The sequence below is a fragment of the Paenibacillus sp. 1A_MP2 genome (genome assembly GCF_052244825.1).
Taxonomy (GTDB): domain Bacteria; phylum Bacillota; class Bacilli; order Paenibacillales; family Paenibacillaceae; genus Paenibacillus; species Paenibacillus vandeheii.
Map to the genome: position 1 here is coordinate 793,091 of NZ_JBQQCS010000001.1, position 14,187 is coordinate 807,277.

Annotated in this window: 11 protein-coding genes and 2 pseudogenes; 2 read left to right on the forward strand and 11 right to left on the reverse strand. The window is 48.0% G+C overall.

Annotated features, from left to right (window positions below):
• Nucleotides 1–206: 206 nt before the first annotated feature.
• Nucleotides 207–593 carry a DoxX family protein gene (locus ACTWJ7_RS04065; RefSeq protein WP_301880351.1) on the forward strand — a complete coding sequence of 129 codons (387 nt, stop codon included), beginning with the start codon at nucleotides 207–209 and terminating at the stop codon, nucleotides 591–593.
• Nucleotides 594–713: 120 nt separating this feature from the next.
• Here the strand turns inward: ACTWJ7_RS04065 and ACTWJ7_RS04070 are convergent, their stop codons facing one another.
• The 5 genes from ACTWJ7_RS04070 to ACTWJ7_RS04090 all read right to left on the reverse strand — a co-directional run bounded on the left by ACTWJ7_RS04070 (nucleotide 714) and on the right by ACTWJ7_RS04090 (nucleotide 4,189).
• Nucleotides 714–1,550, reverse strand: a complete 837-nt coding sequence (locus ACTWJ7_RS04070; RefSeq protein WP_301880350.1) for a DNA alkylation repair protein — start codon at nucleotides 1,548–1,550, stop codon at nucleotides 714–716.
• A gap of 125 nt (nucleotides 1,551–1,675) precedes the next feature.
• Complete coding sequence (locus tag ACTWJ7_RS04075) at nucleotides 1,676–2,371, reverse strand: Crp/Fnr family transcriptional regulator (protein ID WP_301880349.1); 696 nt, start codon at nucleotides 2,369–2,371, stop codon at nucleotides 1,676–1,678.
• 145 nt (nucleotides 2,372–2,516) lie between these two features.
• Nucleotides 2,517–3,035: an AbrB/MazE/SpoVT family DNA-binding domain-containing protein gene (locus tag ACTWJ7_RS04080; protein ID WP_301880348.1), complete on the reverse strand. Its 519-nt coding sequence runs from the start codon at nucleotides 3,033–3,035 to the stop codon at nucleotides 2,517–2,519.
• 105 nt (nucleotides 3,036–3,140) lie between these two features.
• Nucleotides 3,141–3,821, reverse strand: coding sequence for a CidB/LrgB family autolysis modulator (locus ACTWJ7_RS04085; RefSeq protein ID WP_024629871.1), 681 nt, complete (start codon nucleotides 3,819–3,821; stop codon nucleotides 3,141–3,143).
• Complete coding sequence (locus ACTWJ7_RS04090) at nucleotides 3,818–4,189, reverse strand: CidA/LrgA family protein (protein ID WP_024629872.1); 372 nt, start codon at nucleotides 4,187–4,189, stop codon at nucleotides 3,818–3,820. Before ACTWJ7_RS04090 ends, ACTWJ7_RS04085 begins: the two co-directional genes overlap by 4 nt.
• Before the next feature lie 165 nt (nucleotides 4,190–4,354).
• Here ACTWJ7_RS04090 and cidR point away from each other — a divergent pair.
• Nucleotides 4,355–5,238 (forward strand): annotated as a pseudogene (gene cidR / locus ACTWJ7_RS04095) (cidABC operon transcriptional activator CidR).
• A 149-nt stretch (nucleotides 5,239–5,387) separates the two neighbouring features.
• On the opposite strand, the pseudogene gcvPB reads toward cidR, so the two are convergent.
• The 6 genes and pseudogenes from gcvPB to ACTWJ7_RS04125 all read right to left on the reverse strand — a co-directional run bounded on the left by gcvPB (nucleotide 5,388) and on the right by ACTWJ7_RS04125 (nucleotide 14,103).
• Nucleotides 5,388–6,964 (reverse strand): annotated as a pseudogene (gene gcvPB / locus ACTWJ7_RS04100) (aminomethyl-transferring glycine dehydrogenase subunit GcvPB).
• A gap of 27 nt (nucleotides 6,965–6,991) precedes the next feature.
• The gene (gene gcvPA / locus ACTWJ7_RS04105; protein WP_301880343.1) at nucleotides 6,992–8,392 is read right to left on the reverse strand and encodes an aminomethyl-transferring glycine dehydrogenase subunit GcvPA; all 1,401 of its coding nucleotides are present in this window, start codon (nucleotides 8,390–8,392) and stop codon (nucleotides 6,992–6,994) included.
• 49 nt (nucleotides 8,393–8,441) lie between these two features.
• The gene (locus ACTWJ7_RS04110) at nucleotides 8,442–9,224 is read right to left on the reverse strand and encodes an SDR family NAD(P)-dependent oxidoreductase (protein WP_301880342.1); all 783 of its coding nucleotides are present in this window, start codon (nucleotides 9,222–9,224) and stop codon (nucleotides 8,442–8,444) included.
• Nucleotides 9,217–12,342, reverse strand: coding sequence for a beta-galactosidase subunit alpha (gene ebgA / locus ACTWJ7_RS04115; protein ID WP_301880341.1), 3,126 nt, complete (start codon nucleotides 12,340–12,342; stop codon nucleotides 9,217–9,219). The genes ACTWJ7_RS04110 and ebgA overlap by 8 nt, the downstream gene beginning before the upstream one ends.
• 31 nt (nucleotides 12,343–12,373) lie before the next feature.
• A complete protein-coding gene (locus ACTWJ7_RS04120) occupies nucleotides 12,374–13,186 on the reverse strand; it encodes a carbohydrate ABC transporter permease (protein ID WP_024629878.1) in 813 nt (270 codons plus the stop codon).
• Nucleotides 13,186–14,103 carry a carbohydrate ABC transporter permease gene (locus ACTWJ7_RS04125; RefSeq protein WP_443145149.1) on the reverse strand — a complete coding sequence of 306 codons (918 nt, stop codon included), beginning with the start codon at nucleotides 14,101–14,103 and terminating at the stop codon, nucleotides 13,186–13,188. Before ACTWJ7_RS04125 ends, ACTWJ7_RS04120 begins: the two co-directional genes overlap by 1 nt.
• Between the last annotated feature and the right edge of the window lie 84 nt (nucleotides 14,104–14,187).

Sequence of the window (14,187 nt, forward strand, 5' to 3'; positions counted from 1 at the left end):
TTACTTGAATAAATAATGTTATTATTATATACTCACTTCATAAAAGTAAGTTAATGATTATTAATATGAATAATATCAGCACATACTAATTTCGCAGTGCAAAACGGCTATTTTTTAAAAATAGAGTTACGTTGTAACTTTTACATAGATTGCTTTTTAAATACAACAGATGGATATGGACATTCATTTTCAGGAGGATTATACATATGAACAAAGGTTTAAGAATTTTGGGGTATATTGCGTTGGTTGTGCTTGCAGGTGTGTTCGTAATGGCAGGGTTTAACAAGGTTAGTGGAGCAGAGATGATGATACAGACTTTCGAAGGGTTCTCCTATCCTACATGGACGATGTATCTCATTGGTGCAGTGGAGCTGCTCAGTGCGGTGGGATTGTTGATTCCGCGTACTCGTCTTCTGGCTTCAGGAGTACTGACGTTCATTCTGATTGGGGCTGTGGGAAGTCATCTGATTTATGGACAATATACGGCTGTTCCTTTCCCGGCGATGCTATTGGTTGCTAACATTGTCGTTCTGATTATGGGCATGCGTAAACTGGAAGCAGAAGAATTGGATATGGATCTCGTGCAGGTCTAAGGGCAGAACTCTGTGGAGTACAGATATTGAAAAAGATGACCATTGTGATGTAGCGATAGTCATCTTTTTTTCGTCTTTCAAATTGCCGGGGGAGTGTCCTGTATAAGGATTACTTAAAGATTAAAGGCTTCGTTGACCACGTTCGACGATCCGCAGTGTATGCTTGGTATCCGATTGCTGAATCCAGGTGTCACACACCTGACGAACCCACTCCGGGTTGGTTTTGCCTGCGTCGTTCAGCCAGTTGCTGACAGAGTCCTGCACATATTTATGAGCATCGGATTTCACATGATCGAGCAGGGGAGGAGCGATGGCTGGATTTTCTTTTAACTCCTGAATATGCTTGGCCCACACACCGTGCGGTCTTGTTGATTCTATAGCAAACCGACGGATCAGCGGGTCAGGATCTATCGTCCATTCCACCAGAAGCGCTACAGCGTCTGATAGCTCAGCCGTAATTGGCTCACGAACAGCCATCCAGGCGATCTCTCTTACACCAAAGTGATGATCTGCTGCGAAAGGTCTGATCCAATTCAACTTTTCACTCAGATTCAAGCGGGAATCCAATCCGATCATATAGGCTGCCCAGCAGCGTACACTATCTGATCTATGATCTGCAAGGAATCGGAAATGATGCATTCGCTCATTGTCTCCCAGGCGCTCCAGAAGTGCGAGCCACTGATTGGCGATAGCGGGGATGATTTTCATAATTCGCTGTTCATTCATCTGTGTTAACTGCTCCGTAATCTCGCGGGTTTCGGCATCCATTCGAAGTTCCTGGGCGACCTGCTGAAAAAGGAGAATGTGGTCCACAGCGAGCCATTCCGTCAGATTCACCGATTCGATATGTCCGGCTTGAAGAAGGCTGCGTATCTGATCCGGAATGTCAGCTGCTTTGCGGGCGCCTTTGCGTAGAAGAACGTCCTCGGATATATCTAGGTCTGTCTTTGCATCCATTACCGTACTCCTCCTTGTTTATCAGCATTTTGCATAATTCTTTGGGATTGTGAAAAATGCTGATATTATGTAGATTCATTCATCTACACGATACAATTAGCAGCAGAAACAAGATGTAATGCACCTTACAACTGACCGTTTAACCTGTTTGATACGAACATTTCATCGTGATGCAGGGATACTGACTTGAATCCAGTGCGAATGCGTCCGGTTCTCGTAAGCACTTGCAAAGCAGCACTAACGGATTCTCGTGTTGCTCCAGCCATCCAGGCAATCTCCTGATGGGTGAGCGCAAGATTGATTCGACAATACTCTTCCTCTTCCAACCATCCAATCTGATTGGCCAGTCGAACGAGATTATGCATAATTTTGTCATGCAGGTTGCCGAGTGCCAGCTTCTGTGTCAACTCACTCATTCCCATGATTCGCTCACTCAGCACTCTCATCAGATTCATCATAAACTGGGGATGTTCAATCAGAAACTGTTCAAAACGCTGCCTGTCCATCAGACAAATGTCGCATTCTTCCATGGTATCGATATAAACGGTACGTGTGCCGAGTGAAATGCCGTTCATTTCGCCAAACACATTCCCTTCTCCCAAAATATCAAATGTAAACTGTTTTCCCTCTTCATTTAACGTATACAGACGGACTCTTCCCTTTTTGACAAAATAGAAGCCTTCTGCAAATGTATCGGGTGTCTGGATGATTGTATTCTTCGGCATGGTTGTAATGGACGTCATGCTGTCCATTTCCGCTAGGTCTGCTTCTGACAGGCAGGACATGAGGTTAAATTGTGACAAATACCGGATTTTATCCATAGAACTCCTTTCCATTATTAACGTATGAATATAAAAAAAAGAAGAACCCACAGTGATCAAAGGGTTCTCTTGCAGTAGGACTTCCTTCGTTCGGAAGGTCTCCTGATTATAAATAATCAAAAAAGTCACTCGAAAGACGTTTTTCTTATAGCAATTTTTTTAATTGGGAGACGCGTCCTTGGCTAATACCAAGCTTTTCCGCAATTTGCTGTTGAGCCAAACCGGGATTCTGTTCAACAATTTCCTTCATCTGTTGCAACATTCGTGCCGTTTTCGGCCGCAGGTCCGGGTACTCTTGGTTGGCAGCTGTAGCCCCTTCTTCCAATACGGGAGACGAGACTGTGGCGGATTCAGTAGCAGGACGCTCCACGGGTGCAGGAGCCTGTTTGTTCTGAGGAACGAACCATTCGGGAGTGTCATCCGGGTGTTTTAATTGATTTGCACAAGTCCGGCAGATGAATTGCTCTTTGAAATACATTTCCGTATCCACATCACCGCAAAACACACACAACGTTGATTTGTACTTTCTCAAAATCAACTCTTTCCCTTCAATGAAAAACTCAAGCGGATCGCCGATATGGATTTCCATCGTATCCCGCATTTCTTTGGGAAGGACAATTCGTCCAAGGCGGTCCAGAGATCTCTTCATTCCGGTTCTTTTCATCGCATCTCCCCCGCAGTATTCTCAATTAAAACCTGTCCTTATTGTAAGGAAGAAAGGGCTTTAATACAACAATAATATTTCAAATAAAAGGGATCTTTCCAGCTATTATGGGAAAATAAGTTTAGAAAGTATAGGTGCAACTGCTAAAGTGAACAACGCAGCTAGCACCATGGAGATGCTGGAGATCGTTCCCGTCAGCGAACTGAGCTCAAATGCCTTGGATGTGCCTGTTCCGTGGGCACCGGTTCCAAACAGCGTTCCACGTGCGATCTCGCCATCAATACGCAGCATTTTCACAATGGACGGCCCCATAATTGCCCCCAGCAGACCAGTCATGATGACAAAAACCGCTGTAATAGCCGGAATGCCGCCAATCGTAGCCGATACGTTCATCGCAATTGGAGTCGTAATCGATCTCGGGATCAGACTATGAATGAGTCCTGAATCCAGGCGCAGCCATTTGGCGAGCAGGGCAGAAGAGAGGACCGCCACCACAGAGCCTGTCATTACACTAAAGACGATCTCGGAAATATGTTTTTTGAGTACATGGAAAAACGTATAAAGCGGTATGGCAAAGGCTACCGTAGCCGGTTGAAGCAGAAGACTTAGCCATTTGCCGCCACTGCTGTAGGCTGCGTAATCCGTACCTGTTGCGAGCAGCACGCCAACGACAAGCAGCGGCGTAATCAGCAGCGGAGAGAGATAAACTTTGGGCAGGTTACGATACATGCGTTTGGCGACCCAATATATACCGACGGTTAACAAGAGACAGAGAAATCCAATCATCCGGTGTGACGCTCCTTTCGTTTGGCGATTCGGGTGGCAACAAGTCCCGTGCAGGCCATGACCAAAAATGTGCTGAGCAGAACAATAAACAGAATTTGCAATCCGTCTTGCTCCAACATGGGCATGTAGTTCATAATACCGACGGCTGAGGGGATAAAAAACAGCAATAGCTCACCGAGCAGCCAGGCAGCTCCAATTTCAATCCAACGCAGCTTCACGACCCCGGTCTGAAGCAAAATGAACAGCACGACCATGCCAAGTATGGAACCGGGTATAGGTAGATGGAGAGCACGGGCCAACTGGTCCATGAGCAGTGAAAAGGCCATTAAGAGTGCAACTTGCAAAATGCCAAGGCCCCATTTCTTCACTTTAATCCCTCCTTGTATAATTAACGTGATGATTTTGAAATGTTTATGAAAATGAATGGAAACATTGTTTGATATCACAAATTTTACATCGCATTCTTTCATGAGTAAAATGCATATTAAGAATGTTTACCATTCCATTTATCTATGAAGGATGGGGATCAGACGATGGATATCCGCCATTTGCAATATTTTCTCGAAGTTGCCCGGCAGCAAAGCTTCACCAAAGCAGCCGAAGTGTTGTTCATTACACAACCGACGATTAGCAAAACGGTCAAAAGTCTTGAAGATGAATTGGGCGTAACTCTGTTGGATCGTTATGGCAAGAAGGTTGCGCTGACGGATGCGGGGCATGTCTTTTCCGGCAGGCGCTGGAGATTGAAAAATCATTTCGCAGTCTGTCGTCCGAGCTGGACGATCTGATGAATCTGAAGAAGGGACATCTTCGAATTGGTCTGCCACCGATGGTGGGATCCAGCTTTTTTCCGATGATTATCGGTGAATTCCATAAAGCTTACCCTCAGGTAACCATTCAGCTATTTGAGGATGGTGCCAAAAAAGTGGAGGCTGATGTCATCAGCGGTGCACTGGATATTGGTGTTGCTGTACTGCCAACAGTGGATGAACTGGTGGATCATTTTGTTTTTGTAAAAGAGAAGCTGAATCTGCTCGTACACCCTTCGCACCCGCTTGCGGGTAAAGAGTCGGTCGCTCTGCGTGAACTGGAGCATGATGCGTTTGTGCTGTTTCGAGAAGATTTTGCACTACATGACCGGATTATTGCAGCCTGCCAGCATGTGGGATTTCAACCCCGGGTAGTGTATGAGAGCTCCCAGTGGGATCTGCTCAGTGCGATGGTAGCGGCCAATTTGGGTGTGGCGTTGCTGCCAGAGACAATCTGCCGTGAGGTGGATCATATGCGTGTACGCATTATACCCGTGATGGAGCCCGTAATTCCGTGGCAGCTCGGCATGATCTGGCGGAGGGATCGATACTTATCCTTCGCAACCCGCGAGTGGATCAGTTTTACACAGTCCATGCTGAGTGAATAAGAATTCCGATCTTAACTCCAACTTAAAGCTATGGAAGCTATAGAAAAAGACCCTCAACACGTGTTGAGGGTCTTTTTACTGTCTATTTATAGAACTTGTAATATTAATGCTCCTATATATGAACACTAAAGTAGGGTGCTGTGTACAAGCTAATGCTGTTCCTGAAGTTCGGGTTGTGTTTTCTTCAAATATGCACGCCAAGTAATACACCACTGCTTCGGATCGTCCAAAGATGATTCATCATTGCGATGCACCGTGCTGCTGTGCGGAGCCGATTTGACGATATCTGGCTGTGTATAAGCTTCATTCGAGATATGCTCCAGCGCATGGATATATTCGTCGAGATCTTCCTTGGAATAGGATTCGGTTGGCTCCAGTGTGAAAGGCTGTGGAACAATATATGGGTGATGTGAGGTCCAGTAATGCAGGCCGAAGTCGCACATTCTCCGCGTAATATCCTCGGTCGTCACTCCGGTCTCATCGGTTAGCTGCTTCCAGCTGTAGCGGACCTGCTCTAAACGACGTCCTTGAACATACGGGGCACTCGCTCCGCGTATTTGAACAATTTTATGATATAAATAGTTGTTATTCAGCACCGCAACCTGGGCGACATCCTTCAGACCATCGGGTCCCAGACTCATAATCCAGGCGTAGGAGCGGAGTACGGTTTGGGCTACACCGTGAAAACTACGCACCTTACCAATGCTGACTTCAGTCTGATCTTTCAAGAGATACCGTCCGCCCGCTTCCTTATCCACCAATGGCCCAGGCATGAAACTCTTAAGGGCGTCTGTCACCCCGAGAGCACCTGTCGCAGGACCGCCGCACATATGGGGCGCAGCAAAGGTTTTGTGGAGATTGAAGAAGCACATATCAAAACCCGCTTCCTTCGCTCGTGTTATCCCGAGTAGACCATTCGCGTTAGCCTGATCATAATAGCAGACGCCACCCGCTGCGTGCACCACATCCGTAAACTCGCGGATACGATGGTTATAGATGCCTGTGTCCTCTGGATTAGCCACGACGAATCCGGCTGTCCGCTCGGAGACAACGCTCTTCAGCTTCTCAAGGTCCGGGAATCCATCCTCGTCGGGATGCAACGTAATGATCTTATATCCCTTAACGGCAGCTGTAGCGGCCTGAGAAGGATGAGAGAAGATCGTTGTAATGATCTCATCACGCTGCTCACCTTCACCACGCGAATCATGATAGGCGCGGACGATAGAGGCCATAGCCAGAAGTGCCTGGGTTCCGCTACTCGGCTGAAAGGAGAATGCATCCATACCGGAAATCTCTCGCATTGCCAGATCAAGATTATGGAATATTTCGAGCATGCCCTGAACAGAATCCACATCCTGTAGTGGATGAAGCTCAGTCATACGTGGATTGCGGATAAGCATTTCGTTAATCCGGGAATATATTTCATCGTGCAGGTTCCCTGCCCGATTTCCACGTTCATATCTGATCCCAGCGTTTCCTGGGATAATCTCAGATAATGCCGCAGTACCTTGGCCTGCCCGATTTCTGGCAAAGCCGGTGTATTGCGCCGCCACATGGACGCCGGTATGCTGTCTTCCGCGCTACCTACATCAGCGGCTACAGCTGCTTCCGTTCCCGGCGGGATGACGCCCCGCTCTCCTGGCCGATGAAGTTCAAAGATAACGGGCTCATCCCATTTCGCTTGGTGAAACTTACGAACTTTATGATCTCTGCGAATCCGTTTCATGGCGTTCAGTCCTCCTCTATATAATCATTATGATGTGCTGACAATGGAACGAAGAGCATCGACAAGTCGGTCCAAATCCGCCTGGGTATGCGTTTCCGTGACGCAGTAGAGTGCACATTGACCCCACGCAGGGTAGGATGAAGATAAATCCTTGCCTCCAAAAATCCCTGTCTTCATTAGTCTCTGGTTGATCTCGTCAACGGTTAGACCTGTATCATTAAAATCAACAACAAACTCTTTGAAAAAGGTGCCGTTTTCGAAGCGAAGAGACACACCTGGAATTCGTGATATCTGTTTCGCAGCGTAATGCGATTTCTGGATAATGGTACTGCCGACCTCCTGCATACCGTTGGGACCGAGGAGGGCTAGATATACTCCTGCCGTAATACCCCATAAAGCGGTCTGAGTTCCTACCGATTCCTTGCCTTTCTCCCGAAGAGCGAATGAGGTACGTTCATAGGCAACATCCCCGAAGCCATATTCGCCTTCCACCTCGGTTGGCACGATGCCAAATAGTCGCGAAGGGTATTCCATTACGTATTTTTCCTCATCACGTGTTGCGATAAAGCCAGCCTGCCCACCGCCAAAGTTCATATGCATACCCAGCGGCTGCAAATCTCCGCAAATGATATCCGCTCCGTAACGGCTTGGTGGCTCCAGAACTCCAAGTGAAATGGGATCAACACCTACAATAGATACCGCATTTATTTTATGAGCAAGCTCAGATATTTCAGCTCCCTGATCCTCAATGATTCCAAGGTAACCGGGATTTTCAAAATATATCGCTGCCGTATCGTCACTTAATTTGTTACGCAGATCATTCAGATCCATTCGTCCTGTCACCTGATCGATGTCAACATACTGGATATCCATGACCGGGGTGCAGTAATTCCGAATAATTGCTGCCTTATCAGGATCTACAGAACGAGGGAGCAGCACGATTTTGCGCCCTGTAATACGTCCCGCCATGCGGATTGCAGTGGAAGCCGCCTGAGCCCAGTCGAAGGTTGGAACGTTTACGACATCCATATCCACGAGTTCGGCAAGCAGGCTCTGATATTCGAACAGGGCCTGGAACCGACCATGGTCCTCGTAAGGTTCTCCAGCATAGGCTGTCACGAATTCAGAACGCTGATTGATCTCGTCGCATACAGCCGGGATGAAATGCTGCCAGCATCCTGCACCCAGAAAATTAAGATAATCTCCACCATGCTTGTTCTTCGCTAGCAGTCCATCAATATGTCGGCGCAGTTCATACTCGTTCATGGCTGGCGGAAGATCCATCTTCCGCTGCAGCTTCAGGCTGTCAGGAATCGCGTCATGGAGCTGCTCCATAGACGTGAGACCTATTTCTTTCAGCATCGCGTCCCGGACCTCCGGAACGGTATTTGGAATATAGGGATGGGCATATGTTTTGTTGTGAGCCACAATTAACGCCTCCGTTCATATGTTGAGAAAATATTCTTACTTATCCGCCCTAAGCAATTCCGCCTCCGTCAACAACGAGCACACTACCTGTTACCCATGAGGACAAGTCACTCGCCAGGAATAATACGGCATTCGCGATATCACGCGGTGTGCCTAGACGCTCCAGTGGTCTGCCTCCTGCAGAGGCAACCAGAAATGCGGACTCATCTTGCTGCAGCTGCTTCGCTTCGTCACGCAGGAGCGGTGTATCCGTATCCCCTGGTGAAACACAGTTGACTCGAATGTTCGCTGCGCCATGGTCGATAGCCATCGCACGCGTGAGATTGACAACGCCTGCTTTTGCGGCGCAATAAGCTGCTGCGCGGTCTCCACCTTTCAGTCCCCAACCTGAGCCTGTGTTAATGATGCTGCCTCCGCCGCTATGCTCCATAATGGGAATTACATATTTAGAGAGGAGAAAGACACCTTTGAGCGAGACATCCAGTACAAGATCCCAGTCTCTTTCATCCAACTCGGTAACCGTTTTGCGGCGGATGACGCCTGCGTTATTGAACAGGATGTGAATCCCTCCAAGCACTGATTCAATCTCTGATGCTGTGCGTTCACAGTCTGCGGAAGAGGTCACGTTGCAGCAGTAAAAGCTGGCCTGACCTCCCTGTTGACGGATACTGGCGACTGCCTCTTTACCCGCAGCCTCATTGATATCAATCAAGGCAACATGTGCCCCGAAGCTCGCCAGAAGCTCAGCGGTGGCCAGCCCAATGCCTGATGCCCCACCAGTAACGACGGCTACCTTGCCAGATAAATTCAAAACGTCCTGTGTATTAAGCATGTTTATTCTCCTCCATTTCATGTTGCATCGCTTCTATACTCATTCGGCGGCTAAGCCGTTCAGGAGAGCTATCCTCTGCCATATATGCCTGAAGCAAGATGCGGAACTGGAACGCTTCCGGCGTAATCGTATTCTCTGGGGACTGTGCTGGGCCGCAGCTGTTGCTTCCCAGTCCGTTCTGTCTGTAATCCAGGTTCAGTGTGATGAAATCACGAGGTGCCAAATCACTCATATGCTGCGCCTTCTCCAGATCACTGTCGGTGTAACGTCTGGCGCTGAAATCAAGCGTTGGGGCTCCTGCTGCCAGCAGACCCATTCCTGCTCCATCAGCGATCGACACCCATCTTACATCTGTCCGATTTCCGTTCTCCTGAGGATAAATATATGACGTGAATAATCCATCTACACTGCTCTGATATACGCCGAAGCGTCCGGCCTCCCGGCTATCCGAATAGCTCTCACCCGGTCCACGGCCATACCATTTCACCCGGTCTATATCACCTGGAACTTCCATTTGAAGACCGATCTTCGGGAGCATAGCAGGGGGTGTTCCTTCCGGCATTCCCTTCACATCTATAATGATTAGTCCACTTGCAGTAACCGTATAGGACGTTTCACAGCGGAAGCCCCAATCGTAGACAGGGGGTGCTATGCGTGAAGTCCAAGTCATACGCACAGACGTTTCATCCAATCGATCCCAGCGGAAATCGTCTATCCGCTCGGTCAGTCGATCGAGGTGTGCCTTGCGCCAATCTGGGAGCACATACATATCGTTATCAATCGGAGCGCGCCAGAAATTCAGTCGTGGTCCAAGTTGAATGAGCTCCTTTCCGTTCAGGCGAAGGGACGTAAACCCTGCATGTAGACGATTAAAAGAAATGCGGAAACAGTCATTCGCAAGAACTAGCTGGCGTCCTTCTTCGGTGACTGACAATTTCTGCTCTGCAGGCAGTTGCGATGGGGAAGAGACAGTCGAACTTGAATGACTTGGCAGTGCAAACTGTGCCCAGGCTACTTCATGCCCTTGCGCCGCCCAAGCACAGTCAGCTGCCAGCGTGAAGCCGACATTCAGCCACATCTCTGTAGCCGGAGCGAGAAGGATCGACCGCTCATCTATCAAATTTGGAATGAATAAGTCTGTGCTATCACCTGGGCCCACCTGTGGAAGTACGAGTACATCGCTGTTAAACGTTCGTCCATCAGCCGTGACACTGTAGTGGACCTGCAGATGATCCAGTGTCACGAAATCATACCGATTCGTTACGCGAATCTTTCCTGCGTCTATCATTTCTACCTTCACAGGCTCGATAATTTTCTTATATTCAATGAGCCCCGGAGAGGGGGTGCGGTCTGGACGAACCAGCCCATCAATAACAAAATTACTGTTATTCGGTACATCACCGTAATCGCCGCCGTAAGCATAATCAGTCTTGCCATCGATTGTTGTTCTGCTAAGCCCATGGTCGATCCATTCCCAGACAAATCCGCCTTGAAGGCGCCGATAAGCATCAAAGGTGTCAAAATACGTTCGTAACCCTCCGGGTCCATTGCCCATCGCATGGGCAAACTCACATAGGATATGCGGCTTCGGATGATCGGTTAGCTGGCCGAAGCCTTCCATTTTCTCCACAGAAGAATACATCGTGCTCACCACATCACATACTTCCGCTTCACGGTCTTCTTCATAATGGATAAGTCGTGTGGAATCATTGGCTTTGCACCACTCAGACATCGCGCGGAAATTGCAGCCGAAGCCCGATTCATTGCCGAGAGACCAGAAAATCACGGAAGGGTGATTTTTGTCGCGCTCCACCATACGGCGGATACGGTCAACATAAGCATCCTTCCAAGCCGGGTCGTCGCTAAGACGTGAAATATTGCCCAGCGGCTCGAAGCCGTGCGTCTCCAGGTCCGTCTCTTCCATAACGTATAGCCCGTACTCATCACATAGATCATAGAACCGCGGGTCATTCGGATAATGTGCTGTCCGCACCGCATTGATATTGTGCTGCTTCATCATTTGGATATCTTCGCGCATGGTGGATACCGTAACGGTTCGCCCCGTATCTGGATGATGGTCATGTCGGTTTACACCTTTGAGAAGGATTGCTACGCCATTCACCAAGAACTGTCCATCCCTGACCTCCACACGGCGGAACCCGACACGTTGGGCAACAGTCTCTATAACCTGATTGTTCGAATCGACCAATGAAATGATCAGATGATATAAATAAGGAGATTCGGCATTCCATAAGGAAGGCTTCGCCACCGGCAGATTGAACTCAACGCTTGAAGAATGGCTTAGATTCTTCTCAGCAGACAGGATCTGCGTTCCAACTTTATTCAGCAGTTGCAACTGTACCTTGCCCTGAACTTCTTCTCCATTAAGGTCTAAGCGAACGGACAGTACCGCATTTGTAAACTCGGTATCTAGCTCGGTTATAACTCGATAATCTGTAATGCGTAACGCTGAAGGCTCGGAGACCAGATAGACATCGCGGAAAATGCCACTCATCCACCACATATCCTGGTCCTCCAAATAACTACCGTCGGACCACTGGTAAACCCGGACTGCCAGACGGTTAACTCCTGTCTGCAGGTGAGGGGTCAGATCAAATTCTGATGTCAGACGGCTGCCTTGGCTGTACCCGACAAACGAACCATTCAGCCATACATGAAATGCGCTATCTACACCGTCGAACTTAAGTGAAATAACTCTTCCGTCCCAATGGTCTGGCAGCGTGAATTCCCTTACGTAGCTACCCGTTGGATTATCATTAGGTACATGAGGAGGATCGACAGGGAATGGATAGTACAGGTCCGTGTAATGCGGATTTCCGTAGCCTTGCAACTGCCAGTGGCCAGGGACAGGGATATCATCCCAACCTGAGGTGTCGTATTCATTTTGATGAAAATCCGGGGGTGCCAGCTCTGGCCCCTCAGCAAATTGGAATTTCCAAATGCCATTCAACGATTTGAACCACGGAGAGCTTCCTCTGTCATAGCTCAGAGCACTTTCTGCATTAGAATGAGGAATAAAATAGGAGCGACTCTTCGCACGGTTTCTCTCCAGCACGCTGAGGTTATCCCAGTCGCGCTCAATGTTTATAACATTCATGATCGTCATCCCCTTCATCTATCTATGTGTCCTATCCTTTAATACCTGTCGTGGCAATTCCGCCGACAATGTAACGCTGGGCGAAGAAGAAAATGGCAAGCGGAGGAATCGAAATTAAGCAGGTGATGGCCATAATGGACTGCATATCAACACCGTACATGCCCTTGAATTGAGATAGGCCAAGCGTTAACGTATATTTCGTCTGATCATTCAGGAAAATGAGCGGTCCCAGATAGTCATTCCAACAACTCATGAACTGGAATACGGAGACCAGAATCAGTGAAGGTCCCATTAGAGGCACGATGATTCGAAGCAGAATCGTCATTTTACTGGCGCCGTCAATCGTCGCTGCTTCATCCAGCTCCCGGGGCAGGGTCATAATGAACTGCCGTAACAAAAAGATATAATAGGCAGAGCCGAACCACGACGGAATAATCAGCGGTTTGAGTGTGTTGATCCAACCCAAATAGTTGAACTCCATATACTGCGGAATCATCGTTACTTCCCACGGGATCATCATAGTCGCCAGGACGACAAGAAACAGGAAATCACGCCCTTTGAACTGGAATCTGGCGAAGCCGTAAGCGACGAGTGTGCAGGATATCAGCTGACCTATGGTGGATAAAACCGTAACGAGCAGTGTATTTTTCAAAAATAGATTAAAGGGCTGGATGTTCCATGCTTCTGCGAAGTTACTGAATTTCCATTCGGACGGAATCCATTTGGGAGGAAACAGATAAAGCTCCTGCGGTGATTTCAGCGCCGTGGTCACCGCCCAGAAGAGTGGGGCGATGAACAGCAGTGAGAACAAAATCAGCAACGCGTAAGCAAATACTTTTTTCATCAGGACCGCCCCCTTTTACTGGCTTTAAGCTTCTTCTGCGGATTCTTTTTCATTTCACCTTCATAGAACACCCAGGCTTCCGAAGATTTGAATACCAGAAACGTCAAGGTAAGCACAATCAGGAACATAAACCAGGCGTTGGCGGCAGAGTAACCCATCTTGAAATATTTGAAAGCGTTCTCATACATATACATCGCATAGAAATAGGTTGATTTCATTGGCCCGCCTCCCGTGAGTAGAAGAGCCAGGGTTAGCTGCTGGAATGCTGCAATAATCGATGTGATGAGATTGAACAGAATGGTTGGCGTAATCATCGGAATGGTTACACTCAAGAACTTTCGGATTTTACCTGCTCCGTCGATTGAAGCCGATTCGTACAGGTCCTTAGGAATGCCTTTAAGTCCAGCTAGGAAAATAAGCATCATGGATCCTTGTCCCCAGAGACTGGCGACGACCATCGCAACGAGTGACCAGTTCGTATCATTTAGCCAATCGGGCCCCTGAATGCCAAGGACAGATAAGAAATAGTTCAGGATTCCATAGTCTCCGCTGTATACCCAGGACCAGATCATAGCAAGCGCCACACCTGAGATTACAGAGGGGAGATAAAATGCCGTACGAAAAATGGCGCTTCCTCTAACCCTTTGATTTAGCAGCATGGCAAGTCCTAGTGCAACTACAATATTGAGCGGGACGAAGAGGGCTGCAAATTTCAGTGTTACAAATAAAGATTTCCAAAAAAGTGGATCATTCGAAAACATCTCTACGTAGTTGTCTATCCCGATAAAAGTTACTTTACCGACAATTGGCCAATCAAAAAATGAAATGACCAGTGAAAATAGCAGAGGTCCTAAAGTGAAGAAAACAAATCCAAATATCCATGGGAAGATAAAGAGGTAGGGGCAAGCCCACCCCATTTTCGTTTTTTTAAGGCCTTAAGGGTAGCTGTCGGTTCCGATGTATTCTGCAGGTAGGTCTGAGCCATCTCCCAACCTTCTTTC